The organism is Amycolatopsis marina (assembly GCF_900111885.1).
Taxonomy (GTDB): domain Bacteria; phylum Actinomycetota; class Actinomycetes; order Mycobacteriales; family Pseudonocardiaceae; genus Amycolatopsis; species Amycolatopsis marina.
This window is the reverse complement of record NZ_FOKG01000005.1, coordinates 218,843-241,742: the sequence shown is the minus strand read 5'-3', so window position 1 is coordinate 241,742 and position 22,900 is coordinate 218,843. Positions and strand designations below refer to the sequence as shown.

Here is a 22,900-nt window from a genome sequence, read left to right as displayed (position 1 = left end):
CCCCTGACGTCGTTATGCCGTCACGCTCACCGGCAACCGGCCGGGACCGCGGAGGTTGATGCGACCGTTCCACTCCACCTCGCCGTCGAGGGCGAGCGTGTCGAAGCGTTCGACGAGCCTGCCGAACGCGACCCGCGCCTCCAGCCGGGCCAGCGCCGCGCCGAGGCAGTGGTGCGGGCCGCCGCCGAAGGAGACGTGTCTGCGTGCGTCCGGCCGGTCGATGCGCACCTGGTCGGCGTCCGGGCCCCAGAACCGCTCGTCCCGGTTGGCCGAGGCGAGGCTTGCGATGACGAAGGACCCCGGCGGGATGACGTGCCCGAGAATCGTGTGCGGTTCGAGGGTGATTCGTCTGCTGAGCTGCACGGGGCTGTCGTAGCGCAGCAGCTCCTCGGTCGCGGCGCCCGCGAGGTCGGGCCGCTCACGCAACAGTGCCAGCTGGTCCGGCTCTCGCAGCAACGCGAGCACACCGCCCGCGATGAGGTTCACGGTCGTCTCGTGGCCCGCGACGTAGAGCAGCACCACCTGCGCCACCAGTTCCTCGTCACTGAGCACGTCGCCGTCGTGTTCGGCCGCGATCAGCGCGGTGAGCAGGTCGTCCGCCTCGTTGTCCCGCTTCCACGCGATCACATCGGCGATGACGGCGGACAGCTCGGCATCGGCTGCGGCGATCGCGGCGAGCGTCGCCGGATCGTTCACGGGTTCGAGGGAGCGCACCAGCTGTGCGGTCAGTTCCCGCAGCCGGACGTGGTCCACCGGCGGCATCCCCAGCATCCGGGAGATGACCGCGAACGGCAGTGGGAACGCCAGCTCCTCGACGAGGTCGACGCTGCCGGCCTCCGCTATTCGGTCCAGTGCCTCGTCGACCAGGGCGGTCACCTCGGGTTCCAGTGCCGCGATCGAGCGCGGAGTGAACACCTTCGACACCAGCGACCGCAGCCGGGTGTGGTCGGGCGGATCGCGGTCCAGCATGGACAGTCCGCCTGCGCGCGGGTCCACGTCGATGCCCGCCTGCTCGCGCAGGTCCCGCATCGGACTCGGGCCGAGGTTGCGGTCCTCGACGGAAAGCCCTGACCGCAGCAGGTCCGACACTTCGGCGTGCTGCGTGAGCAGCCAGAACCCCAGCGGATGCTGGTATACCGGTCCGGCTTCGCGCAGTTGCCGGTACTGCGGATACGGGTCGTCGGTGAATCCGGGCGCGAACGGATCGAACAGCACCTCGTCGTTCTCCGTCACCACATTCTCCGTCATTCCACTACTCCTTCACGTCATGGCTCGTTGCTTCCGGAAAAACTCCTGGTCGGCTCCCGTCGCCGTCAGCAGTCGTTGCCGATGGTGTTCCTGGCCCGCGCGGAGGGTCGGTCGATCCGCGTACGCGTCGAGCAGGCGGCGCGCTGCGGGCTGTTCCCGGGACAGCGCCTGCCAGAGTGCGTCGACCCGCGCGCCCAGTTCCGGGTCGTCCTCGGCCAGCAGTTGGTCCAGTCGGGCGTCGAACGCCCGGTACCAGTAAGCCTGGACCTCTCCGAGAAAGCTGTCGAGATCACCGAACTCCGCCTCGATGGAGGCGCACTGCGCGTGAGTGAGTACCGGATTCCGCTGGTCAACGAGGCCGTCCAGCACCGCGTGCGTCAGCTGCCTGCGCCGTCTTGCGCGTTCCCATGCCTCGGTCATGGCGGCTCACCTGCTCTGTGTTGGTGACATACTCTGTGTATGTTTCTATGCTTCCCGTATGTCATCTGTCAAGAGTCGGCGGGAGCAGTACTCGGAGGCCACGCGCGCGGCCCTACTGGAAACGGCGACGCGGATGTTCGCCGAGCGGGGGTTCGCCGGGACCGCTCTCGATGACGTCGCCACGGCCACCCAGGTCACCCGTGGCGCCGTCTATCACCACTTCTCCAGCAAAAAAGCCCTGTTCGAGGCCGTATTCGAGGTCATGGAGTCCGATGCGATGCGACGGGTGGCCGAAGCGGCGGCCGGGGTCGCCGATCCCTGGGAGTCGGCGATGGTCGCGTTGAACGAGTTCCTCGAACGTTGCTGCGACCCGCTCTACGGAAGACTCGTCTGGCACGAGGGGCCGGTCGCGCTCGGCTGGCACGGCTGGAAGCTGTGTGAGGAGAAGTTCGCGTACGGCCTCGTCGAGCAGATGCTGGGCGCCCTCGTCGAGAGCGGGCACATCGAGCCGACTCCCATGGAAACGACGACCCGGTTCGCCTTTTCCCTGCTCGGCGCGGCCGGAATGCTGTTGGCCGATGCGGAGGACGCGGACAAGGCCCGGGTGCGGGAGGAGTGCGCGCAGGTGATGTCGCGGCTGCTGAGCGGGCTGCGGCCACCCGCAACGTGAGCTGGAACCGGGCGAGCCCAAGGCTGAGAGGAACCTGAGAACCTCGCGTTAACGGAGTGTGCATCGAAGGGTCACCGGATGGGACTCTCCGTGTCTCCGATCCGGCCGGTAGACCTAGGGTATGACGCGGTCCCAGCTACTCGTCAGCACTGATCAGACGGGTGCCGAGCTCCCGGCGGGTACTCCGAGCTACTCGCTGCTCGTCGCCAACGACAACGAAGAAGTCCTTGCCGCCCAACGGCTTCGCTACCGAGTTTTCGCCGAGGAGATGGGGGCGACGATCCGCTCCCCACAGCCCGGTCTGGACATCGACGAGTTCGACGCCTTCTGCGACCACCTCGTGGTCCGCGAGGACACGAGCGGCGAGATCGTCGGAACCTACCGGATGCTTCCACCGGAACGCGCCGCGGCGGCGGGCGGGCTCTACTCCGACACCGAGTTCGACCTGGCCGCACTGTCCCGCCTTCGTCCGTCGCTTGTGGAGGCAGGACGTTCCTGTGTGGACCCGGCGCACCGTGGTGGCGGCGTGGTGAGCCTGGTCTGGGCGGGAATCGCCCGATACATGCTCCTCGCCGGGCACCGCTACCTCGTCGGCTGCGCATCGGTTCCGCTGAGTGATGGGGGCAGCTACGCGGCAGGCGTGTGGGATGTGGTTCGCGCACGCCACTATTCCCCGGACTCGCGGCGGGTCGTGCCCCTGCACCCCTGGGACGACACCGGTGTCGCGCGGCCGACTCGATCCGTGCTGCCACCGCTGCTCAAGGGGTACGTCCGGCTCGGCGCGCAGGTCTGCGGGCCACCGGCGTTCGATCCGGACTTCGATGTCGCCGACTTCTTCGTCCTGCTGGATCTTCAGCGCATCGACGAGCGCTACCTGAAGTTCTTCCTCGGGATCGGGTCATGACCACCGCGATCCCGGGCAGGCATCCGTGGATGCCCACTTCCCCCTGCGGCGATGCCTGCCTGACCGAGCCCGCGCCCGCCGTCGCGTTCCCCCGCGGGGTGTTGCGGCTCAGCGCGGCGATCGGCGTGGTCCTCGGCGCACTGCTGCTCGCCCCGGTGTTGTTCGTGCTGGGGCGGCGAGCGCGCGAGCTGCTGGTACGCCTGGTCTTCACCGGCGTGCTGCGGGCGTTCGGCGTGCGCCTGATCGTGCGGGGCGGCGCGGATCTGCGGAACTCGCCTGCCGGTCGCGGTGCCCTTGTGGTCAACAATCACATCTCCTGGCTGGACATCGCCGCGGTCAACGCCGTCCGGCCGATGCGCGCGCTGGCAAAGAAGGAGATCGCGAGCTGGCCGGTGCTCGGCGGTCTCGTGTCGAGGGCGGGCAGCATCTTCCTCGACCGGGAGCGGCTGTCCACCCTCCCCGCGACGATGGCCGAGCTCGCCACCGTGCTGCGCGATGGCTCGTTGGTCAACGTCACCCCGGAGGGCACCACGTGGTGCGGGCTGGGCTCCGGCCGGTTCACCACGGCTGCCTTCCAGGCGGCCATCGACGGCGGGGTGCCCGTGCGCCCGGTCGCGCTGCGCTACCGGCTGGCCGATGGCCGGGAGACGCCGGAACCAGCCTTCATCGGGCCGGAGTCACTGATCGACTCGGTGCGCCGGGTCGCCCGCCTGCGCGGACTGGTCCTGGAGGTCTTCGTCTGCCCGGAGATCGCCCCCGGCCGGGCGGCCGACCGCCGCGAACTGGCCGCGCTGGCCCAAGCCGCGGTCGACGCGGCACTCGGCCACGACCGCGTGTTCGCGTTCCCCGCACGCGTGTTCGACATTCCCGCGCCCGAGATCGACATCCCGGCACGCGGCCGCGCCAGCGTGTGATGATCGTGCGCGGTTATGGCCGGTTTCTCGCCCGCAGCGCCTTGCGGTCGAGTTTGCCGTTGGCCGTGCGGGGGAGTTCGTCGACGACGTGGAACGTCTTGGGGCACTTGTATCCGGGCAGCTTCGCCTTGAGGAACTCGCGTAGTCGGGTGCCGTCGGCCGTCGCCCCCTCGCGCAGTACGACGTAGGCCCACGGCCGGACCAGTTCCCCGTCGGAGTGCCCGACCACGGCGCAGTCCACGACGTCCGGATGCCCGATCAGCCGATGTTCGATCTCGCTGGGAACGACGAAGATCCCGCCGACCTTGAGCAGTTCGTCGGCGCGCCCGTGATGGGTGAAGAAGCCGTCGGAATCACGGCTGAACAGGTCTCCGGTCCGCACGGTGTCGCCGTCGAACGTCTCGGCCGTTTTCTCCGGCGCACCACGGTATTCCAGTGCGGTTGTCGGCCCGGTGACCTCGAGCGTGCCGATCTCGCCGTCCGGAAGGCGCTCGCCCCGCTCGCCCACGATCCGGGCGGTGTAGCCGGGAACCGGGGTGCCGACGGTGCCCGGCCGCGTCGCGCCGGGCCGGTTGGAGATGTAGATGTGGTAAGCCTCCGACGAGCCGATTCCGTCCAGCACCGGGACGCCGAAGGCGCGGTCCCAGCGGCGGAGCAGTTCCGCGGGCAGTGCTTCCCCCGCCGAGGTGCACAGCCGCAGTGAGCTCAGGTCGGCGTCGTGCCGGCGCGGATGGGCGGCCATGGCGCTCATCATCGTCGGCACGTTGACCAGAATGCTCGGGCCATGCCGCTCGATCAGTTCGAAGATCAGTTCGGGTGTGCTGCGCTCGGCGAAGACGATCCCTGTCCCGCCGACCGCGAAGGGGAAGAGCGCCACGAGATCACGCGCGTAACCGAAGAACAACTTCGGCACCGCGAGGACCACATCGTCGGAGCCCAGCCCCAGCACTCCGCGCCCGTAGCACTCGAAGCTCTTCAGTGCGCTGCGAACGGGATGCACACAGGCTTTCGGCGCCCCGGTGCTACCGGTGGTGAACTTCCAGATCGCGATGTCCTCGGCCGCCATGGTGACCGCTTCCCGCACTGCGACGGCCTGCTTGAGCAGTGTCTCCAAAGGATGCTCGCCGGAGTGGAGCAGTTCCGGTGCGACCCTTGTCGCCACGACGACCGCCCGGTCCTCGTCCGGGAGGGTGCCCAGCGCCTGTCGGACGGGTTCGATGGTCTGCGCGTCCACCAGTACGACCGAAGCCTCGGTGTAGCGCAGGAAGTACCGGTAGTCCTCGGGTTTGAGGAAGGTGTAGACCTCGGCGGTGACCGCACCGATCTTCTGTGCGCCGAACCATGCCGCGACGAACTCCACGCTGTCACTGCAGGCGAGCAGGACGCGGTCGCCTTTGCCGACGCCGAGTTCCCGCAGTGCACCGGCCGCCCGGTCGGTGAGTTCCTTCAGTTCCGCGTAGGTGTGGCTGGTGTCGCCGCAGATCAGCGCGGTGTCGGCGGAACGGCCTTCGTCCAGGTTGCGGTCCAGGAAGTACGCCGACAGGTTCACGCGGTCACACCTCCTTCGCCAGTTCCCGTACGGCATCGGCGAGCATCGCGACCAGGGTGTCGTAGGTGGTGGAACCCTCCGCCCCGCTGGCTTCGGCGGGGGCCCCGCAATAAGCCTGACCCATTCCCATCGCCTCGAATGTCGACTTTCCGTTGGCCACCGCGGCCGGAATGTTCACCCGGACCCTCGGCAGCGTCCGCATGGAGGTGGCGTCGACCAGTTCGGGGCGTTCCGCCAGTAGGAGCGAGGTCTCGTAGCGTCCCGCGTGGCATTCTCCGGCACGAAACTCCGGGGTGAGTTGAGCTGCGTGCCGCCTGCGCACCAGGTCCAGATGTCCGATGTGGACGCCGTGACGGACCTCCATCGTCCGTACGGCGCGACGGAGGGTCTCGACGTGCTCCGGCTCGAAATGGTTGTTCACCAGCAGGACGCGGTGCAGGCCCTGTTCCACCAACGCGGTGCACACCTCGACCACGAGGGAGTGCAGGGTGTCCTCGCTGATGTGCACCGCACCCGCGAACGAGGCCCCGTACCTGGTGACGCCGTAGGGCAGCGCGGGCAGGATCAGCAGCCGCACGTGCTCGTCCCCGGAGAAGTGGGCGACGGCCCTTTCGCACATCGCCGAGGAGATCAGGCCGTCGGTGCCGAGTGGGGCGTGCGGACCGTGTGGCTCCACCGCGCCGATCGGCAGTAGGAGCACCGGTACGCGATCACCGGTCCGTAGCGCGTCCACCTGAGGTGAGGCCAGTTCGGCGAAATAGGTCATGTTCCCTCCCCAGAGGTGTCCGCGTCGCACCGCGCCGGCCCTGCATGCCGACGGTGCCCCGGCCAGTGTGGAGCCGGATCAGGCCGGTCACCGCGGCTTTGGCCGGTAGCGGCGATGACCCATGCTCATCTCGGACAAATTACACCCGGGCGAGGATGGGTGTATACAGTCAAACGAGCTGTTCTCCTCGTGATGATGGGAGTTGAATGGGTGAACGCGCTCCGGCCGAAGGTCGGGACTTCCGCGAGAATCCGGGCCGGCAGGTATGACCGACGCCCGCGCACCGCAGGAACTGGTCGTGACGATGCTCGGCAGTTACCTCCGGCCGAGGGCGGAGCGGTCCGTGTGGGCAGGCGGTCTGGTCACCCTGCTTGGTGAGCTCGGCTTCTCGGAGGGGGCGGCCAGAATCGCGCTGGCCCGTCTCGTGCACCGCGAGCTGCTGCACCGGCGCAAGGACGGGCGCAGGGTGCATTACACCCTCACCGACCGCGCCACATCGCTGCTCGAGGACGGTGACCGGCGGATATTCGCCCTGGGCAGGCAGCGCACCGAGCCAGGCGAGTGGACCCTGCTGTGGCACAACGTGCCCGAGGACCGGCGGCCCGAACGTGAGCGGCTGGTCCGGCGCCTGCGGTTCCTCGGTTTCGGGACTCTCGGCGACGGTATCTGGCTCACACCGCACGACCGGGAAGCCGATGTCGTGGCCCTGCTCGGTGAACTCGGCATCGAGCGGCACGCGGCGCTGCTCAGGGGCGGTCTCGCCGCAGCGCTCGACCCGGCCACGCTGATCCGCCGCGCCTGGGACCTGGAGGAACTCGGCAGGCGCTACACGGAGTTCGTCCAGAGGTTCCGCGGACTCGGGACCGGGCGGGATGGCCTGCCGCTCGACGACCCCGCCGCGTTCGGCGTCAGGACCACGCTCACGCACGCGTTCCGGCAGTTCCCCATGTTCGACCCCGAGCTGCCCGGCGCTCTCGTGGCACCGCCAACGAGCCGCGCCGAAGCGGTACGACTGTTCGATGATCTCTACGCGGCGCTGGCCGAACCGGCCCAGCGCCACTTCGACGAGGTGACCAAGCCATGACCGAACCGAATCCCGCACTCACATACACCTCCTACCTCGCGCTGGACGAGGTGCTCGGCGCGCAGCGCCCGCGCTCCGACGAACACGACGAGCTGCTCTTCATCGTCATCCACCAGGTCTACGAACTCTGGTTCAAACAGTTGCTGCACGAGCTGACCTATGCGCAGGCGCGGCTCGCCGAGGGCGACACCGCCCACACGTTGCGCACACTGCGCAGAGTGCTGACGGTGCTCAAGGTCGCGGTCGCGCAGATCGATGTCCTCGAGACGATGACGCCGAGCCAGTTCACCGGTTTCCGTGAGCGGCTCGACGCGGCGAGCGGGTTCCAGTCCGCGCAGTTCCGGGAACTGGAGGTGGTGCTCGGCAGGCGGGACGAGCGCGTGCTCGGGCACTACGCCGAGGGCAGTGCGGCGCGCGACCGGATCGCGGCGGCGATGTCCCGCCCTTCGGTGTTCGACTCGTTCCTCGCCTACCTCGGCGTGCACGGTTACCCGGTGCCGGAGGGCCGGGATGTCGCCACGCCGTACGAGCCCTCCGCCGAGGTGCAGGAGATATTGCTGAGGGTCTACGCCGACGACGCGGGTCCGGCTTCGGTGTGTGAGCACCTGGTGGATCTCGACGAGGGCATGCAGGAGTGGCGTTACCGGCACGTGAAGATGGTCGAACGCACCATCGGTGACCGGTCCGGCACCGGCGGTTCCTCGGGTGCGGCGTACCTGCGGACCACCCTGTTCACACCGATGTTCGCCGACCTGTGGGCCGTGCGGAGCAGGCTGTGACTTCGCCGACCTCGCCGACTTCGCCGATCACGCTGGCCGACGTCCGCCGTTCGCCCAACGCGCTCGCCCGGCACTACTCCCGGTTCCGCGTCGCGGACCGGCTCTCGCTCACCGGACATTCCCACCAGGCCTGGCCGGACGCGGCGAGGGAGGCGCTGCTGGAGGCCTTCGACGACGCCGCGCAGGAGGTGGACGGCAAGTGGGAGCGGGCTTTCGCGAAGGCCGAAGAAGTGCGCGACGGTTACCGGAGACTGCTCGGTGACCCGGGCGGCGTGCTCGCGCTGGGAGCCAACACCCACGAGCTGCTGATCCGGCTGCTGTCCGCGCTCGACCTGCGCAAACGGCCGAGGCTCGTGACGACCGACGGCGAGTTCCACACCGTGCGCCGCCAACTGACCCGCCTCGGAGAGGCCGGGCTGGAGATCGTGCGCGTTCCCTCGGCTCCGGTGCGCACGCTGGCCGAGCGGCTGGCCGCCGAAGCGACGCCGGGCACGGCCGCGGTGCTGGTGTCGCGGGTGCTGTTCGAAAGCGCCAGGATCGTTCCGGACCTCGGCGCACTGGCCGCCGCCTGCGTACGCAACGACGTGGAGCTGGTCGTCGACGCGTATCACGCGCTGGGTGTGGTGCCGACGCCCGTTCACGACCTGGGGCTCGACACGGCATGGGTGCTCGGCGGCGGCTACAAGTACCTGCAGCTCGGTGAGGGCAACTGCGTCCTGCGGCTGCCTTCGCACGCGGACCGGTTCCGCCCGGTCGTCACCGGATGGTTCGCCGAGTTCGGCGACCTCGACCGGGAGCGGGCCACCGGAAGGGTGGGGTACGCGCCGGGCGCCGAGCGTTTTGCCGGGGCGACGTACGACCCGACCAGCCACTACCGCGCGGCGCGGGTGTTCCGGTTCTTCGCCGAGCACGGGCTGGACTCCCCGCTGCTGCGGGAGATCTCCTGGCACCAGGTCGGGCTGCTCGCCGATCGCTTCGACTCGCTGGACCTGCCGGAGCGGGAGATCGTCAGGGACAGGGAGACTCCGCCTGCCGGGATCGGCGGATTCCTCGCGCTGCGCTGCCGGGACGCGGCGGGGGTACGCCGCGCACTGGCCGAGCGGGGAGTGCGCACCGACAGCAGGGGTGAGTACCTGCGGCTGGGCCCCGCTCCTTACCTCTCCGACCGGCAGCTGGAGTCCGCGATGGACGCGCTCGGTGAGGTCATCAGGAGCTGAAGGAACCCGCTCCGCCCCGATGCGGCCGGTTACGAACCGGCCGCATCGGAGCGGGCGCCCTCCTCACGCCAGGCGTCACGCCGCAGGATGCGCGGAGGCCAGGAGGGCTGTTCCGGCCCGCGTCAGCGTCGCCGGAGCGAGCTTCGTCGAGCCGTGGGTGTCGGTGGCGGCTATCAGGCCGTCCTGAACGAGCATGTGTGCCGCGAACTGGTCACAACAGGCGATGCCGTCCACCAGCAGGTCGGGCTCACGACCGAGGGTCAGTTGTGCGCGGCCGGCCGCGACGGCGCGAAGGATCGCCAAGCTCCGTCCGGTCGGCGCGCGGCCAGGAACCGTTGTCACTGGTGTGGACATACTCGTGTTTCCTTGTGCAGGGGCCCCGGCCGTTGGTGCCAGCCGGAGTGGAGTTCACTCTGTAGGTCCAGACCTTGCCGCATACGACGGTGTGATGGTCATCCCAATCCGCCATAACATCGGCGCTACCCCTCCAGGCGGAGAGGGTGTATCGCGGGCTCGATATGCACAGCGCGCGCTCAAAGCCTCGTGTCCGCGGCGTGCTCCGCCCACCATCGCTCGAAGCTCGGATTCCGGTCGACCATCTTGGGATACGCGTCGGCGGCGGCGCGGCGGATGAGCGCGGGATCGACCGGGCAGGGGTCGGTCCAGGCGAGGTCGATGCGTAGTGCGAGCGGATCGCCCGCCAGTGGGCGGACGACGATTCCGCGCCCTTCCTGCGAGGTCGCCTGCGCGAGGCTGATGCACTGACCGCTGGTCAGAAAGCCGCGGGCGGTGCTGACGTCACTCACCTCGTGCGCGATCACCGGCTCGAACCCCGCCCTGCGGCACGCGGCACGCAGGTAGGCGGCGCCGCCGAGGTCCTCCTGTGGGTCGACCAGCCAGCGCTCATCCGCGAGTTCGGCGAGCTCCACCGTCTCTTTCGCCGAGAGTGGGTGATCCTCCGCGAACGCGACGAACACGGGCTCCACCGGGACGATGACCGCTGTCCGCACGCTGTCGGGCACCGTGGTCTCGAAGCCGATGGTCTGAGCGATCACGGCGACATCGAGCCTGCCGGCGTGCACCAGCGCGAGCAGCGCCGCCATCGAGGCGTCGGTATGCGCGTGGATCTCCACCTGTGGTCGCAACGGACTTCTGCTCCGGTCGTACAACTCGACGATCCGGGGGAGTACCGCGGGCAGCAGCGGGCCGGGGAGGCTGCCGAGGCGCAGTTCCGTCGGTTGGTCGGAGTCGGTGCCCGGTGGCTGCTGGATACGGAGATCGGCCATCTCGGTGAGCACGGCCCGAGCCTTGGCCAGCACCGTGCGGCCGAAGGCCGTCGGCTGGACGCCGCCGCGCGAGCGTTCGAACAGCGGTGACCCCATGGCTTGCTCGATCCGGCGTAGCTGAGCGGTGAGTGAGGGCTGGGACACGCCCAGAATCGGTGCGGCTCTGGTGATGCTCCCCTGCTCTGCGATGGTCGTCAGAACCTTGAGATGCCGAATCTCCAGTTCCATAGCGTTCATCCTATGGCCACTTGCGATGACCGCGAATGGGGCGCATGCCGCATCGTTTGACCAGGGGCGGACAGTGCTGCTCGGAGGAGGGCGCAGAGTGGGTACGCGGATCACCGGTACGGCCGACAGTGCACGGCGGCGCGACGAGTTCCGGTACCCGGAGCTCGAGCCCCGCTACGGCGACTCCACTGGTTTCGGCGAGGTCGCGGCCTTCGAGTGTCGCCTGCGGCCTGCCGACCGGGCAGGGAATCGTGACCGGTGGAGCGTGCTCCGCCTGCCGACCCCGTAGCGCCGGACACTTCTGTCAGCATAGGTTCTGTGCGGGATCGCACGGGGAATGACCTTCCTCGTGCCCCCGTACGGACAACCACCGACCGGCCGCGCGTCACAAGCCGCGAGCCGGGGCTGACAAAGGAGTCACCAACCGTGACCGAAGGTGTATTCGGCCGCGACAGCGGCCATGAGCAGGTTGTGTTCTGCCAGGACGCCCACAGTGGGCTGAAGGCGATCATCGCGGTGTACTCCACCGCACTCGGGCCCGCGCTCGGCGGCACCCGCTTCTATCCCTACGAGTCCGAGAGCGACGCGCTCGAGGACGTGCTGGCCCTGTCCAAGGGTATGGCGTACAAGAACGCGCTTGCCGGGCTCGATCTCGGTGGCGGCAAGGCCGTCATCATCGGCGATCCGAACACCGACAAGTCCGAGGCGCTGCTGCGCGCGTACGGGCGGTTCGTGCAGTCGCTCGGCGGGCGCTACATCACCGCCTGCGATGTCGGCACGTTCGTCAGGGACATGGACGTCGTGGCCAAGGAGTCCAGCTTCGTCACGGGCCGCTCGACCGATCTGGGGGGAGCAGGCGACTCGTCGGTGCTCACCGCGTACGGCGTATTCCAGGGCATGCGAGCCTCCGCGGCGCACACCTGGGGTAGCCCCGAGCTGACCGGTAGACGGGTCGGCGTGTCCGGTGTCGGCAAGGTGGGACACATCCTGGTCGGGCATCTGGTGGAAGCCGGAGCGCAGGTCGTCGTCACCGACGTCGCCGAGCACGCCATCGACCGCACACGTGCCGTGTATCCCGGAGTGGACGTGCTCGGCAGCAACGACGAGCTGGTCCGCGCCGATCTCGACATCTACGCGCCCTGCGCGCTGGGCGGAGCGCTCGACGACCAGACCGTCGACGTGCTGCGGGCCAAGGTGGTCTGCGGCGCGGCGAACAACCAGTTGGCCCATCCCGGCATCGAGAAGCGGCTGGACGACCGCAAGATCCTGTTCGCGCCGGACTACCTGGTGAACTCCGGCGGAGTGGTCCAGGTCAGCGACGAGCTGCACGGCTTCGACTTCGAGCGCGCGAAGCGCAAGGTGACCGGGCTCTACGACACCACGAGGTCGGTGTTCGCGCTGGCCGCGAAGGAGGGAGTGCCGCCGGTGACCGCCGCCGACCGCCTCGCCGAGCGCCGTATGTCGGAGGTCCCCCGGCTGCGCTCCATCCTCACGACCTGACCCTCGGTCGCGAGGAGTTCCCCAATGTGGCGTTGGGGACGTCTGACGTCCCCAACGCCACATTGGGGAACAATGCGCTGTGGCCTCAGCCGCTCTTGCGGCGGAAGTTGCGCTTGCTGGCGGCGGGACCGTGGGCCTGGGTGACCTTGGAGCCGAGGTTCTCGTGTGCCGCGCCCGCTTTCGCGTGTGCCTGCTTGCGCTCGAGCGCTTCGCGGAACTTCTGCTTGACGTCGTCGTTCGCACCGGCGTCCTGTGTGGGGGTTGAATCTGTCATGCGAACCTCCGAGGTCCGGTGAGTGTCTTCCAGCAGCTTGCCAGGAAGCGATGGTGGCGGCCACCGCTTTTGCGGTGACCGCCACCATTGGGAGCCTGCTAGTCCGAGTCGCAGGTGATCTTCGGCTGCGGGTTGTACTTCACTGTTCGCGGTTCCTTGCGCACGACGGCTCCCGACGACGCGTCCTTGAGGACTCGCGTGTCGGAGGTGGTGAACCCGGGTGCGCCGTTGCTCGGCTTGCAGTTCTCGTCCGGACCGGGCTCGGTCGGCGGATCGACGAAGTTGGACTTCCCGCCGGGAATCGATTCCACCTCGTACCGCTTCGTGCCCCACAACCGCACCGTGATCGACGACGGCGACCAGATCGTCTGGATCGCCACGCCGGTCTCGGCGTCGTTGGTGAACTTCAGGTCGATGATGCTGGCGCCTTCGGTGCTCTGGAAGACCGTTGCCTCACGGGCGGCTGGGTAGCGGCTGATGTAGTAGCTGTGCTCCTTGTGCCCGGCGTCCTTCATCCCGGCGAAGTACGACGCGTTGTACAGCGTGGTGGCGAACTGCGAGATGCCGCCACCGACCGCCTTGCCCGGCGCGCCGTTCTCGATGATGCCGGCGGGCACATAGCCCTGTGCCGTGCCGCGCGGCCCGGTGTGCCCGTTCAGGCTGAAGGTCTCGCCCGGCTTCACGATCGCGCCGTTGACCTCCTCGGCCACCACCCGGATGTTCACACCGGAGTCCGGGGCGAAACCACCGGTGGTGAACTCGCCGATGACCTCGTTGATCCCCAGCTTCTCCGCTTCCTCGGTGGTCACTTCGGCGGGCTTCTTCTCGTACTCGGCCGTGAGTTCGCGCTTGTCCTCGCGCTTGAGCACCTCGAGCAGGGGCGCCAGGGTCTTGTCCCACTTGACCTGGTTGCCCTCCACCGAGGGATGCACGGTCGGCTTGCCGCCCTCGAACTCGATGGTGGCGTCCTTGCCTTCCTTCTCGGTGGACTTCAGCTCCTCCGATAGCCCCTCGACGATCTTCTTCTGATCGATCTTGGGCTTGAGGGAGCCGCCGTCCCCTGGCTCGAAGCTCAGGCCCTTCGCGATCTCCTCGGGCTCCAGCGTGGCGTCCTTGCCCTCGCCGTGCACGACGACCGGCGCCGAAACCGCGGGCTCGGCGACCTGCTTCATCGCGACCTGGACCGCGTCACTGGTGATGGTCACCGGCGTCACCGTCACCGGAAGCTCCAGCGCCTGACCGGAGGCCCACTGCGCAAGCACCACCTGCTTGGCCGCGTCGACGTCGAGTTGCTGCCCCTGCTTGGGCTCCACCGCGACGGGCTTCGCGCCCTCGAACTTCACCGATCCCTCGACCGGCTTGCGGTCGACCTTCTTCTGCAGGTCGTTCATCGCGTTCTGCAACTGGTTCGGCTCGGCCTGGGTGACCACGCCGACCTCGGTGGAGGTGAAGAAGGACGTGAGGCGCGTGATCGGGTTCAGCGGCTGGTCCCCGGCCTGGTCCAGGGTGGAGCGCCAGTTCATCGCGAGACCGGCTGATCGTGGGTCGACGGTCTCCTGCACATCACCCGCGGCGATCTGCACCGGCTGCTCGAGACGTGGCTCGATCTGCTCGCGCAGCGTCTGCTCGGCGTCGGACTGACTCATTCCGCCGACTTCCACCCCCGCGACCGTGACACCCCTTGGCACGCTGCCCTGGCTGACCAGCAGATCAATGCCGTAGAGCAGCGCGAGCACGCCGACGACGGCGCCGCCGATGAGCGCGGGCTTGCGCCACCGGTTGGTGGTGTTCGACGATTCACCCGCAGGCTCACCGGGCTGCTTGGGAAGCGGATGCTGATCGGTGGGGCCGTCGTGAGAACCGGGTAGGGCCGGCAGCACATCCGTCTGGTCGGCGTGCGACTCGGGCCACTGGTGATCCTGTGGCAAGACAAAACCCTCCACGTCTTCTGGCGGTGAGTCCAGAGACTCCGAATGCCAAGATACGGGTCCCACGGTCCGGTGGTTTGATTCGCCCTTACGGGGGACAACAACAGCTTCTGACCAGGCCTTTTGTTCTGTAACCCAGGGTAGTCGCCGGGGGCGCGTGCGCTGGGTTGAATGTTCCAATTAGATCTCAACTGCAGGTCGGGACGAGGTGAAATGGACTTATTGGTCATCGCGGATACCCACCTTCCGGTCCGGGCGCGTGCTCTGCCCGCGCCGGTCTGGCAGGCGGCCGAGGCCGTTGACGTGGTGGTCCACGCCGGAGATTGGATGGACGTTGCCCTGCTCGACGAACTTCTCGCGCGATCACGAAGGGTGATCGGGGTGTACGGCAACAACGACGGTGCGGACCTGCGGGCGCGGTTGCCCGAGGTCGCACGTGCGGAACTGGACGGGCTCCGGCTCGCGGTGGTGCACGAGACCGGGCAGGCCCGCGGCAGGGAGCAGCGGTGTGATCGGGACTTTCCGGATGTCGACCTGCTGGTGTTCGGACACAGCCATATTCCGTGGGACTCGGTCACCGAGGGCGGGATGCGCCTGCTCAACCCCGGCTCACCGACCGATCGCAGGCGGCAGCCCTACTGCACCTACGTGACCGCTCGAGTGGCCGACGGAGCGCTGGCCGACGTCGAGTTCCACAAGTTGCCGCGGCGCACCTGAGTCGCTCAGGTCAGGTGCTTCTCGAACCAGTGTTGGGCGTAGCGGCCGTCCGAGTAGGCCGGGATCTCCACGTACCCGTGCCTGGCGTAGAGGCGGCGCGCCTCGACGAGGTCGGTGCGGGTGTCCAGTCGCATGGTGCGTGCCCCCAGGACACGGGCAGCCTCCTCGGCGGCGGCCAGCAGCGCATCCCCGCCGCCGTGTCCGCGTGCGCCGGCGTCCACGAACATCCTGGTCAGTTCCGTGATCTCCGCCGAGAGCACCCGAATCCCGACGCATCCCCGCGGGAGGCCGTCGAGATGGCCGATCAGGAACAGGCCCTCCGGTGGCACCAGGTTTCCGCTCGGTTCCTCGGCCATCGCGGCGTCGACGTCGGCGTCGGTCGCCGGCCTGCGGTAGTAACGGCTGGAGATGTCGGCGAAGTAGCGCCGCAGCACCGCCACGGCATCCGCTGAGTCCGGGGCCGCGACGGCGATCTTCCACTCGGTGGTCACGGCCCCATCCTGATGATCCTGTCGAGCGAGTTTCACGTCGGCGGTTCCTTCGGGGTGGAGCCCGCGAGCAGCCGGATCACCTCGGGCAGCACGCGAACGGGAATGCCGGGATCGATGGCGCGCTGCACGCCCAGCCCGATGCCCAGGCTGAGCAGGGCGGTGGCGCAGTCGTCCGCGGGCATCGGCAGGGTGATGTCGAAGCGCTCGGCGTGTGCCGTCAGCAGGCCGGAGATCAGATCGCGGATCGTCCTGTCCCGGGTGGCCAGTTCCGCGCGGATGTGCTGATTCCGGCGGGCGTTCGTGGCGAACTCCACCTCGAGCGCGGTCCACGCCTCGTCGCCGATACTGCGCTCCGCCCACTCCTGGAACGCGGCGAGCATGCCCTCCATCGAGTCGGCGCTCGCGAGCGATTCGGTCATCGAGGTCGCCTGTTGCTCGTGAATCGTGTCGAGAACGGCGAGGCACAACTCGTCCTTGTTCCGGAAGTTCGAGTACACCGCGCCCTTGGAGTACCCGGCCGCGTCGGCGACCTTCTCCAGCGAGGTGGCCGAGTAGCCGTCGCACAGGAACAGTTCCCTCGCGGTCTCCACGAGCTGCTGCCTGGTGCGGGCCTGACTTTCCGCGCGGGTGAGACGTGCCATGAGCACACCATATTGCCGACACGGTATCCGGATACCGCTGGTCTTGGGGTTTCCGGCCGACCTCAGCGGGTCGGCAGTTCGTCGAGGTCCAGGTCAAGCGGCTGGTCCGGATCCACGGTGACGCCGGCCGAGCGCAGGACAGCCTCCATCGCACCCCACACCAGCACGCTCACGTGCTCGACGATCTCCTGCTGGCCGAGCGTGCCGTCCGCGAGCCACCACCGGGTGGCCCCCTCGACCGATCCCACGATTCCGTGCGCCCATGGGAGGGTTCCGGTGGAGTGCGCGCCGTGGGCGCGCAGGTACTCGTCGAACACCGCCGCGATCAGTGCGGCCATGGCCGTGTTGCCCACCGCGACGGGGTCCGGCTGGGCGGTCCGGGTGAGGAACCGTCGTTCGCCCACCATGCGAAAGACGTTCGGATGCTCGGCGACCGCCGAGAAGTAGGCCCGCACGGACTGCTCGACACGGTCGCGCACCGCCGCGGGTTCGCTCAGCGCCGGCCTGAGCCGGTCCCACACCAATTCCGATGCGCGTTCGGCGACGGCGACGAAGAGCTCCGCCTTGTCGGTGAAATGCCGGTACAGCCGCGGCTTGGCGACACCGGCCGCACGGGCGATGTCGGCCATCGCCGCGTCGGGGCCGTGGCGGTCCAGCGCCCGGATCGCGGCCTCGACGAACTCCCGGCGTCGTTCGACCCGGTGTTGACGCCAGCGTTCGGCCCGGCCGTCCTGCCGGTTGACACCCTCATTCACGCGCTGGATAGTACTCGAAGTAACAGATACTGGCGGTACGCCATAAATCGCCGGGTTCGGGTGGAAGTGAGGGCAGTCGGATGAAGGACTTCGGTGGCAGGGTCGCGGTGATCACCGGTGCTGGTTCGGGGATCGGCAGGGCGCTCGCGCTGGACCTCGCGGGCCGCGGTGCTCGTCTGGCCGTGTCCGATGTCGACTCGGCGCGAATCGCCGAGACGGCGGCGCTGTGCGAGAAGGCGGGTGCCGAGACGCGGTCGTATGTGCTGGATGTCGCCGACCGGGCCGCCGTGCTCGCGCACGCCGAGCAGGTGGCGGGCGAGTTCGGCCAGGTCAACCTGGTGGTGAACAACGCCGGAGTGGCACTCACCTCCACGGTCGAGGAGATGGGCTGGGAGGAGTTCGACTGGCTGATGGGCATCAACCTTGGCGGGGTGGTGCACGGGACCAAGGCGTTCCTGCCGCACCTGATCGCGTCCGGTGACGGCCACCTGGTCAACGTCTCCAGTGTCTTCGGTTTCATCGGCGTACCGACCCAGAGCGCGTACAACGCGGCCAAGTTCGCGGTGCGCGGCTTCACCGAGGCCCTGCGCCAGGAGATGCTGATGGAGCGGCGCCCGGTTCGGGTGAGCTGTGTGCATCCCGGCGGAATCAAGACGAACATCGCCAGGGACGCCCGCGGGCTCGAGGGCCCCGACGCCGACCGTGCGGCGCGTCTGTTCGAGCGGATCGCGCGCACCAGCCCCGAAGTCGCGGCCAGGACGATCCTGCGCGGCGTCGAGCGCAACCGCCCACGGATCCTGATCGGGCCGGACGCCTACGTCATCGACGCGCTGCCCAGGCTGTTCGGAGCCGGTTACCAGCGGCTGGTCTCCCTCGCGGGCAAGCGCATCATTCCCTAGACGCGGGTCGCGTCCGCGCATCGGCAGAAATGAGGCGAGCGCCACTTTCCTGCTTTCGCGGACCGTCGCGTCCGAGCGTGCGAACGATGTGGTCGCGGCCACTTCACGGCCGCGAATCCCGGTCCCACCAGCACATTCGACCGGCTCGCCCGGACCTGCCGGTGACTCGTCGGTAACCCCGGTTTCGACCCAGCGATGACGACCTCTCCCACTCCCGACGTGGTGAAACCGTCCTTCCCGATGCGATCGTGCCAGGCGGTGCGCACGACGGGAAACGTCGAGGGCTACGATCCCCCTAGCCGCCGGTTCCGGCTCCCGGCCCCGGCGACACGAACGCTGACCCACCACAAGGTTGACTGCAGGAGGCAGGAGTGACGGCCGTAGCCCCCAAGCCGATCGCCACGCGTCCGTATCCGGCGCACGACTCGGTGAAGGGTTCGTACCTGCTGCGGCTGTTCCGCACGACGGACCACAAGCAAATCGGCATCATGTACCTCGTCACGTCGTTCGCCTTCTTCATGGTGGGCGGCGCGATGGCGATGCTGATCCGCACGGAGCTGGCCCAGCCGGGCCAGCAGTTCCTGTCCGCGGAGCAGTACAACCAGCTCTTCACCATGCACGGCACGATCATGCTGCTGCTGTACGCGACGCCGATTCTGTTCGGCTTCGCGAACTTCATCCTGCCGCTGCAGATCGGGTCGCCGGATGTCGCGTTCCCGCGGCTGAACGCGTTCTCCTACTGGCTGTACCTCTTCGGTGGGCTGATCGTCGTCTCCGGCTTCCTCACCCCCGGTGGCGCCGCCGACTTCGGCTGGTTCGCCTACACGCCGCTGTCCGACGCGATTCACTCACCGGGCGTCGGTGCGGACCTGTGGATCACCGGGCTCGCGGTCTCCGGTCTCGGCACCATTCTGGGTGCGGTCAACATGATCACCACGGTGGTCTGCCTCCGCGCGCCCGGAATGACGATGTACCGGATGCCGATCTTCACCTGGAACATCCTGGTGACCAGCATCCTGGTGCTGCTGGCGTTCCCGATCCTCACCGCCGCCCTGCTCGGCCTGCTCGCGGACCGACACCTCGGGGCGCATGTGTTCGATCCGGCCAACGGTGGGGTGATCCTGTGGCAGCACCTCTTCTGGTTCTTCGGCCACCCCGAGGTCTACATCGTGGCGCTGCCGTTCTTCGGCATCGTTTCCGAGATCTTCCCGGTGTTCAGCCGCAAGCCGATCTTCGGTTACAAGGGTCTGGTCTGGGCGACGCTCGCCATCGCGGCGCTGTCGGTCGCGGTGTGGGCGCACCACATGTACGCCACCGGCGCCGTGCTGCTGCCGTTCTTCGCCTTCATGACCTTCCTGATCGCGGTGCCGACCGGGGTGAAGTTCTTCAACTGGATCGGCACGATGTGGAAGGGGCAGCTCAGCTTCGAGACGCCGATGATCTTCTCCGTCGGCTTCCTCGTCACCTTCCTTTTCGGTGGCCTGACGGGCATCCTGCTCGCCGCCCCCGCCATCGACTTCCACGTGTCGGACAGCTACTTCGTGGTGGCGCACTTCCACTACGTGCTCTACGGCACGATCGTGTTCGCCACCTTCGCCGGTATCTACTTCTGGTTCCCGAAGATCACCGGCCGGATGCTGGACGAGCCGCTGGGCAAGCTGCACTTCTGGACCACGTTCATCGGCTTCCACGGCACCTTCCTGGTCCAGCACTGGCTGGGCAACGAGGGCATGCCGCGCCGCTACGCCGACTACCTGGCCAGTGACGGCTTCACGACGTTGAACACGATCTCGACGATCGGCGCCTACATTCTCGGTGCTTCGACGCTGCCGTTCATCTGGAACATCTTCAAGAGCTACCGCTATGGCGAGGTCGTCACGGTGGACGACCCGTGGGGTTACGGCAACTCGCTCGAGTGGGCGACGTCCTGCCCGCCTCCGCGGCACAACTTCACCGAGCTGCCGCGGATCCGTTCCGAGCGGCCCGCCTTCGAGCTGCACTACCCGCACATGGTCGAGCGACTGGGTTCCGAGGGGCACATCAGCTTCACCGGTAAGCCCTTGACGCACGCCGAGGCGCGGCGGGCACCGTCGGAGCAGTTGACGGAAGCCGTCATTCCCGGGGACCACGACCACGACAACGCCAGCGAGGGCGGCTCGGACAAGAAGTGAGCACGACGCCTGTCCTGATCAGCACGACCGGCCCGGACAAGCCCGGCGTTTCCTCGGTCCTCTTCGCCGCACTGACACGGCACGGGGTCGATGTCCTCGACGTCGAGCAGGTGGTCATCCGGGGGCAGTTGGTGCTCGGCGTGCTCGTGGCCGTCGAGGACGATCCCGAGGCGTTGCAGGAGGCCGTCGAGCAGGCCATGGCGACCGTCGGCATGCACGTCGATGTGCGGATCGGCGCGGCTATCGGTGATGATCCGTTCGCGCCGGGCAAGCAGGGGTCGAGTCACGTGCTGGTGGTGCTCGGCCGTCCGCTCACCGCTCGCGCGTTCACCGAAGTGGCCCGCAGGCTCGCGGCGGTCGGCGCGAACATCGACTCGATCCGCAGTGTCGCCGACTACCCGGTCACCGGCCTGGAAATCTACGTCTCGGTCGCGAAGGACACGCTCGCCGCGGACGAAGAGTTGCGCGCCGTGATCGCGGAGGCGGCTTCGAAGGTCGGACTGGACGTGGCCGTCGAGCGGGCCGGACTCGCCCGCCGTGCCAAGCGGCTTGTGGTCTTCGACGTGGACTCGACACTCGTGCAGGGCGAGGTGATCGAGATGCTCGGCGGGCACGCCGGCGTCGAGCCGGAGATCCGGAAGATCACCGAGGCCGCGATGCGCGGAGAGTTGAACTTCACGGAATCGCTGGAACAACGGGTGTCGCTGCTCGAAGGGCTGCCGGAGGCGATGCTCGACGAGGTGGCCGAGTCACTGGAACTGACCCCGGGAGCGCGCACCACGGTGCGCACGCTCAAGCGCCTCGGGTTCCGGTGTGGTGTGGTGTCCGGTGGTTTCACCAGGATCATCGATCGACTGGTGGACGATCTCGGGCTGGACTTCGCCGCGGCGAACGAGCTCGAAGTCGTGGACGGCAAACTCACCGGGCGGGTGGTCGGTGACGTCGTCGACAGGGCGGGCAAGGCCGTCGCCCTGCGCCGGTTCGCCGCCGACTTCGGCATTCCGCTGGCGCAGTGCGTCGCGGTGGGCGATGGGGCCAACGACATCGACATGCTCGCCGCGGCCGGTATGGGAGTGGCTTTCAACGCCAAGCCCGCGCTGCGCGAGGTCGCCGACACCGCTCTGTCGCACCCGTATCTCGATGCGGTGCTGTTCGTGCTCGGAGTGACCCGCGCCGAGGTCGAGGCCGCCGACGCGGCCGACGGTCTCGAGCTGCAGCGGCCGTGAGCCTGCGACCGCTGGCGGCACGCTACGCGTCGTGGCTAGGTCTGCCCGCGGAAGCCACTGCCGACACCGCCGACGAGGATCCCGGTCAGGTACGGGCGATGCCGGTGGTGCTGCGAATCGAACGTGCGGAACCACCCGGCCGAACCCCGCTGCTGGAGGCCGCGGCCGCGGCGGCGCTCGCGGTGTGCCTCGACCCACGCGCCGCGCAGGACGGCGAGTGGCACGAGGCGGTCGCTGCGTGGATCGACGGACGGATCCGCAAGGTCGCGCGTCGGGCCCGTGGCGCGCACTGGCAGGCCGTACAGGAGCTGCCGGGTGTGACGGTGACGGTCGAAGGGGCGCAGGTGCGGGCATTGCTGCCCGGACTGGTGGCGGAAACGCCGAAGGAGGTCGCCCGGCTGCAGATCTCCGGCAGTGAGCTGCCCGCGGACGAGCCAGGCCCACCGCCAGAGGACGTGCCCTTGCTGCTGCTCAATCCCGCCGTGACGATGACCGTCGGCAAGGCGGCCGCGCAGGTCGGGCACGCGACCATGATCCTCGCCGCGTTGCTCGACCCGGAGCAGCGCAGCGGCTGGGAGGAGCAGGGGTACCGCTGCGCGGTGCGTACGGCGACTCCCGCCGAATGGCGGAACCTCCATCCCGGAGACGACCCCGGGCACGCCTGGCGCGAGCGCCGGGTGATCGCGGTGCGGGACGCGGGTTTCACCGAGGTGGACCCGGGCACGGTCACCGTGCTGGCCCAGTGGCGGTGATCGGGAACTCGCCTCAGGAGGCGGCGGTCCAGACGACGTAGGCTTCGTCCGCGTCGGTGGTCATCGCCTCGACGAACTTCTCGTGGTCGAAGCCCGGCAGCCCCTGAAGTCGCTCCAGCAGGGCGTCGGCGGCGGGATCGCCGCTGGGAATCGCCGTGCCCGCGCCGTCCGAGCCGGCCAGCATGAAGAACACGTCCTCTTTCCACGGGCCCTCAGGGATCACTCTGATCACCACCGCCGACAGGTCCGACCAGGTGACGGACTCTTCGCTCCCGTCGGCCAACTGGCGGCGGACTCCGGTGTCGTCGACGCGGACGGCCCTGGAGTGTGCGTTGGCTGGGTCCTGGGACAACAGGTTCTCCCTCAGGTTTCGGATCGAGAATCGCGCATCCGCTGTCGCGTCGATGGGATGCGCGGTCGTGCAGGGGAAGGTGACGTCACGCTCGTGCGGTGGATCTCAGTGCGTGCCCGCCGGACGCGC

25 protein-coding genes are annotated in these 22,900 nt (G+C 68.4%); 13 read left to right on the top strand and 12 right to left on the bottom strand.

Features of this window, described 5'->3' with window-relative positions; all coding sequences use genetic code 11:
• Positions 1-12: 12 nt before the first annotated feature.
• Together BM199_RS10755 and BM199_RS10750 are read right to left on the bottom strand one after the other, a co-directional pair.
• Positions 13-1,248: a cytochrome P450 gene (locus BM199_RS10755; protein ID WP_091672505.1), complete on the bottom strand. Its 1,236-nt coding sequence runs from the start codon at positions 1,246-1,248 to the stop codon at positions 13-15.
• 12 nt (positions 1,249-1,260) lie between these two features.
• Complete coding sequence (locus BM199_RS10750; RefSeq protein WP_091672503.1) at positions 1,261-1,668, bottom strand: hypothetical protein; 408 nt, start codon at positions 1,666-1,668, stop codon at positions 1,261-1,263.
• 58 nt (positions 1,669-1,726) lie between these two features.
• On the opposite strand from BM199_RS10750, the gene BM199_RS10745 reads away from it, so the two are divergent.
• From BM199_RS10745 to BM199_RS10735, 3 genes are all read left to right on the top strand, one after another.
• Entirely contained in the window at positions 1,727-2,338 is a 612-nt protein-coding gene (locus BM199_RS10745; RefSeq protein ID WP_091672501.1) for a TetR/AcrR family transcriptional regulator, read from the top strand.
• Between the two features lie 121 nt (positions 2,339-2,459).
• The gene (locus BM199_RS10740) at positions 2,460-3,242 is read left to right on the top strand and encodes a GNAT family N-acetyltransferase (protein ID WP_091672499.1); all 783 of its coding nucleotides are present in this window, start codon (positions 2,460-2,462) and stop codon (positions 3,240-3,242) included.
• Positions 3,239-4,156 carry a lysophospholipid acyltransferase family protein gene (locus BM199_RS10735; protein ID WP_245788282.1) on the top strand — a complete coding sequence of 306 codons (918 nt, stop codon included), beginning with the start codon at positions 3,239-3,241 and terminating at the stop codon, positions 4,154-4,156. Before BM199_RS10740 ends, BM199_RS10735 begins: the two co-directional genes overlap by 4 nt.
• A gap of 13 nt (positions 4,157-4,169) precedes the next feature.
• Here BM199_RS10735 and BM199_RS10730 read toward each other — a convergent pair whose 3' ends face one another.
• Together BM199_RS10730 and BM199_RS10725 are read right to left on the bottom strand one after the other, a co-directional pair.
• The gene (locus BM199_RS10730; RefSeq protein ID WP_245788281.1) at positions 4,170-5,705 is read right to left on the bottom strand and encodes a benzoate-CoA ligase family protein; all 1,536 of its coding nucleotides are present in this window, start codon (positions 5,703-5,705) and stop codon (positions 4,170-4,172) included.
• Positions 5,706-5,709: 4 nt separating this feature from the next.
• Positions 5,710-6,471: a creatininase family protein gene (locus tag BM199_RS10725; RefSeq protein ID WP_091672496.1), complete on the bottom strand. Its 762-nt coding sequence runs from the start codon at positions 6,469-6,471 to the stop codon at positions 5,710-5,712.
• Between the two features lie 265 nt (positions 6,472-6,736).
• On the opposite strand from BM199_RS10725, the gene BM199_RS10720 reads away from it, so the two are divergent.
• From BM199_RS10720 to BM199_RS10710, 3 genes are read left to right on the top strand one after another with little or no spacing between them, the layout of a single operon-like run.
• Positions 6,737-7,555, top strand: a complete 819-nt coding sequence (locus tag BM199_RS10720; RefSeq protein WP_091672495.1) for a PaaX family transcriptional regulator — start codon at positions 6,737-6,739, stop codon at positions 7,553-7,555.
• On the top strand, positions 7,552-8,334 hold the full coding sequence (locus BM199_RS10715; RefSeq protein WP_091672493.1) for a tryptophan 2,3-dioxygenase: 783 nt from the start codon (positions 7,552-7,554) through the stop codon (positions 8,332-8,334). The genes BM199_RS10720 and BM199_RS10715 overlap by 4 nt, the downstream gene beginning before the upstream one ends.
• Entirely contained in the window at positions 8,331-9,551 is a 1,221-nt protein-coding gene (locus BM199_RS10710; RefSeq protein ID WP_245788280.1) for an aminotransferase class V-fold PLP-dependent enzyme, read from the top strand. The genes BM199_RS10715 and BM199_RS10710 overlap by 4 nt, the downstream gene beginning before the upstream one ends.
• A gap of 75 nt (positions 9,552-9,626) precedes the next feature.
• On the opposite strand, the gene BM199_RS10705 is transcribed toward BM199_RS10710, so the two are convergent.
• Both BM199_RS10705 and BM199_RS10700 read right to left on the bottom strand, forming a co-directional pair.
• The gene (locus tag BM199_RS10705; RefSeq protein ID WP_177242568.1) at positions 9,627-9,905 is read right to left on the bottom strand and encodes a hypothetical protein; all 279 of its coding nucleotides are present in this window, start codon (positions 9,903-9,905) and stop codon (positions 9,627-9,629) included.
• Between the two features lie 179 nt (positions 9,906-10,084).
• Positions 10,085-11,065: a LysR family transcriptional regulator gene (locus BM199_RS10700; RefSeq protein WP_177242567.1), complete on the bottom strand. Its 981-nt coding sequence runs from the start codon at positions 11,063-11,065 to the stop codon at positions 10,085-10,087.
• 97 nt (positions 11,066-11,162) lie between these two features.
• On the opposite strand from BM199_RS10700, the gene BM199_RS10695 reads away from it, so the two are divergent.
• Together BM199_RS10695 and BM199_RS10690 are read left to right on the top strand one after the other, a co-directional pair.
• Positions 11,163-11,354: a hypothetical protein gene (locus BM199_RS10695; protein WP_091672490.1), complete on the top strand. Its 192-nt coding sequence runs from the start codon at positions 11,163-11,165 to the stop codon at positions 11,352-11,354.
• 137 nt (positions 11,355-11,491) lie between these two features.
• Positions 11,492-12,565, top strand: coding sequence for a Glu/Leu/Phe/Val family dehydrogenase (locus tag BM199_RS10690; protein WP_091672488.1), 1,074 nt, complete (start codon positions 11,492-11,494; stop codon positions 12,563-12,565).
• Positions 12,566-12,650: 85 nt separating this feature from the next.
• On the opposite strand, the gene BM199_RS10685 is transcribed toward BM199_RS10690, so the two are convergent.
• Positions 12,651-12,839 (bottom strand): DUF5302 domain-containing protein, encoded by a 189-nt coding sequence (locus BM199_RS10685; protein WP_091672487.1) that lies wholly within the window; start codon positions 12,837-12,839, stop codon positions 12,651-12,653.
• Between the two features lie 98 nt (positions 12,840-12,937).
• Positions 12,938-14,767, bottom strand: a complete 1,830-nt coding sequence (locus tag BM199_RS10680) for a VanW family protein (RefSeq protein WP_091672485.1) — start codon at positions 14,765-14,767, stop codon at positions 12,938-12,940.
• Positions 14,768-14,980: 213 nt separating this feature from the next.
• Here BM199_RS10680 and BM199_RS10675 point away from each other — a divergent pair, with 213 nt between their 5' ends.
• Positions 14,981-15,484: a metallophosphoesterase family protein gene (locus BM199_RS10675; RefSeq protein ID WP_091672483.1), complete on the top strand. Its 504-nt coding sequence runs from the start codon at positions 14,981-14,983 to the stop codon at positions 15,482-15,484.
• Positions 15,485-15,489: 5 nt separating this feature from the next.
• Here BM199_RS10675 and BM199_RS10670 read toward each other — a convergent pair whose 3' ends face one another.
• The 3 genes from BM199_RS10670 to BM199_RS10660 form a co-directional block, all read right to left on the bottom strand.
• On the bottom strand, positions 15,490-15,975 hold the full coding sequence (locus BM199_RS10670) for a GNAT family N-acetyltransferase (RefSeq protein WP_177242566.1): 486 nt from the start codon (positions 15,973-15,975) through the stop codon (positions 15,490-15,492).
• Positions 15,976-16,007: 32 nt separating this feature from the next.
• Positions 16,008-16,616 (bottom strand): TetR/AcrR family transcriptional regulator, encoded by a 609-nt coding sequence (locus BM199_RS10665; RefSeq protein ID WP_091672481.1) that lies wholly within the window; start codon positions 16,614-16,616, stop codon positions 16,008-16,010.
• A gap of 62 nt (positions 16,617-16,678) precedes the next feature.
• Positions 16,679-17,371, bottom strand: coding sequence for a TetR family transcriptional regulator (locus tag BM199_RS10660; protein WP_177242565.1), 693 nt, complete (start codon positions 17,369-17,371; stop codon positions 16,679-16,681).
• Positions 17,372-17,451: 80 nt separating this feature from the next.
• Here BM199_RS10660 and BM199_RS10655 point away from each other — a divergent pair, with 80 nt between their 5' ends.
• The 4 genes from BM199_RS10655 to BM199_RS10640 all read left to right on the top strand — a co-directional run bounded on the left by BM199_RS10655 (position 17,452) and on the right by BM199_RS10640 (position 22,419).
• Entirely contained in the window at positions 17,452-18,270 is an 819-nt protein-coding gene (locus BM199_RS10655) for an SDR family NAD(P)-dependent oxidoreductase (RefSeq protein WP_091672477.1), read from the top strand.
• A gap of 371 nt (positions 18,271-18,641) precedes the next feature.
• Positions 18,642-20,441 carry an aa3-type cytochrome oxidase subunit I gene (gene ctaD / locus BM199_RS10650; protein ID WP_091672475.1) on the top strand — a complete coding sequence of 600 codons (1,800 nt, stop codon included), beginning with the start codon at positions 18,642-18,644 and terminating at the stop codon, positions 20,439-20,441.
• A complete protein-coding gene (gene serB, locus BM199_RS10645; protein WP_091672473.1) occupies positions 20,438-21,667 on the top strand; it encodes a phosphoserine phosphatase SerB in 1,230 nt (409 codons plus the stop codon). Before ctaD ends, serB begins: the two co-directional genes overlap by 4 nt.
• Positions 21,664-22,419 (top strand): peptidyl-tRNA hydrolase, encoded by a 756-nt coding sequence (locus BM199_RS10640; protein ID WP_177242564.1) that lies wholly within the window; start codon positions 21,664-21,666, stop codon positions 22,417-22,419. The genes serB and BM199_RS10640 overlap by 4 nt, the downstream gene beginning before the upstream one ends.
• A 13-nt stretch (positions 22,420-22,432) precedes the next feature.
• On the opposite strand, the gene BM199_RS10635 is transcribed toward BM199_RS10640, so the two are convergent.
• On the bottom strand, positions 22,433-22,771 hold the full coding sequence (locus BM199_RS10635) for a hypothetical protein (RefSeq protein ID WP_091672472.1): 339 nt from the start codon (positions 22,769-22,771) through the stop codon (positions 22,433-22,435).
• Positions 22,772-22,900 lie beyond the last annotated feature (129 nt).

Bases quoted from the DNA above. Each gene is read 5' to 3' on its own strand.
- BM199_RS10755 (WP_091672505.1), bottom strand. From the start codon at position 1,248: ATGACGGAGAATGTGGTGACGGAGAACGACGAGGTGCTGTTCGATCCG.
- BM199_RS10750 (WP_091672503.1), bottom strand. From the start codon at position 1,668: ATGACCGAGGCATGGGAACGCGCAAGACGGCGCAGGCAGCTGACGCAC.
- BM199_RS10745 (WP_091672501.1), top strand. From the start codon at position 1,727: ATGTCATCTGTCAAGAGTCGGCGGGAGCAGTACTCGGAGGCCACGCGC.
- BM199_RS10740 (WP_091672499.1), top strand. From the start codon at position 2,460: ATGACGCGGTCCCAGCTACTCGTCAGCACTGATCAGACGGGTGCCGAG.
- BM199_RS10735 (WP_245788282.1), top strand. From the start codon at position 3,239: ATGACCACCGCGATCCCGGGCAGGCATCCGTGGATGCCCACTTCCCCC.
- BM199_RS10725 (WP_091672496.1), bottom strand. From the start codon at position 6,471: ATGACCTATTTCGCCGAACTGGCCTCACCTCAGGTGGACGCGCTACGG.
- BM199_RS10720 (WP_091672495.1), top strand. From the start codon at position 6,737: ATGACCGACGCCCGCGCACCGCAGGAACTGGTCGTGACGATGCTCGGC.
- BM199_RS10715 (WP_091672493.1), top strand. From the start codon at position 7,552: ATGACCGAACCGAATCCCGCACTCACATACACCTCCTACCTCGCGCTG.
- BM199_RS10705 (WP_177242568.1), bottom strand. From the start codon at position 9,905: ATGTCCACACCAGTGACAACGGTTCCTGGCCGCGCGCCGACCGGACGG.
- BM199_RS10700 (WP_177242567.1), bottom strand. From the start codon at position 11,065: ATGGAACTGGAGATTCGGCATCTCAAGGTTCTGACGACCATCGCAGAG.
- BM199_RS10685 (WP_091672487.1), bottom strand. From the start codon at position 12,839: ATGACAGATTCAACCCCCACACAGGACGCCGGTGCGAACGACGACGTC.
- BM199_RS10675 (WP_091672483.1), top strand. From the start codon at position 14,981: ATGGACTTATTGGTCATCGCGGATACCCACCTTCCGGTCCGGGCGCGT.
- BM199_RS10665 (WP_091672481.1), bottom strand. From the start codon at position 16,616: ATGGCACGTCTCACCCGCGCGGAAAGTCAGGCCCGCACCAGGCAGCAG.
- BM199_RS10655 (WP_091672477.1), top strand. From the start codon at position 17,452: ATGAAGGACTTCGGTGGCAGGGTCGCGGTGATCACCGGTGCTGGTTCG.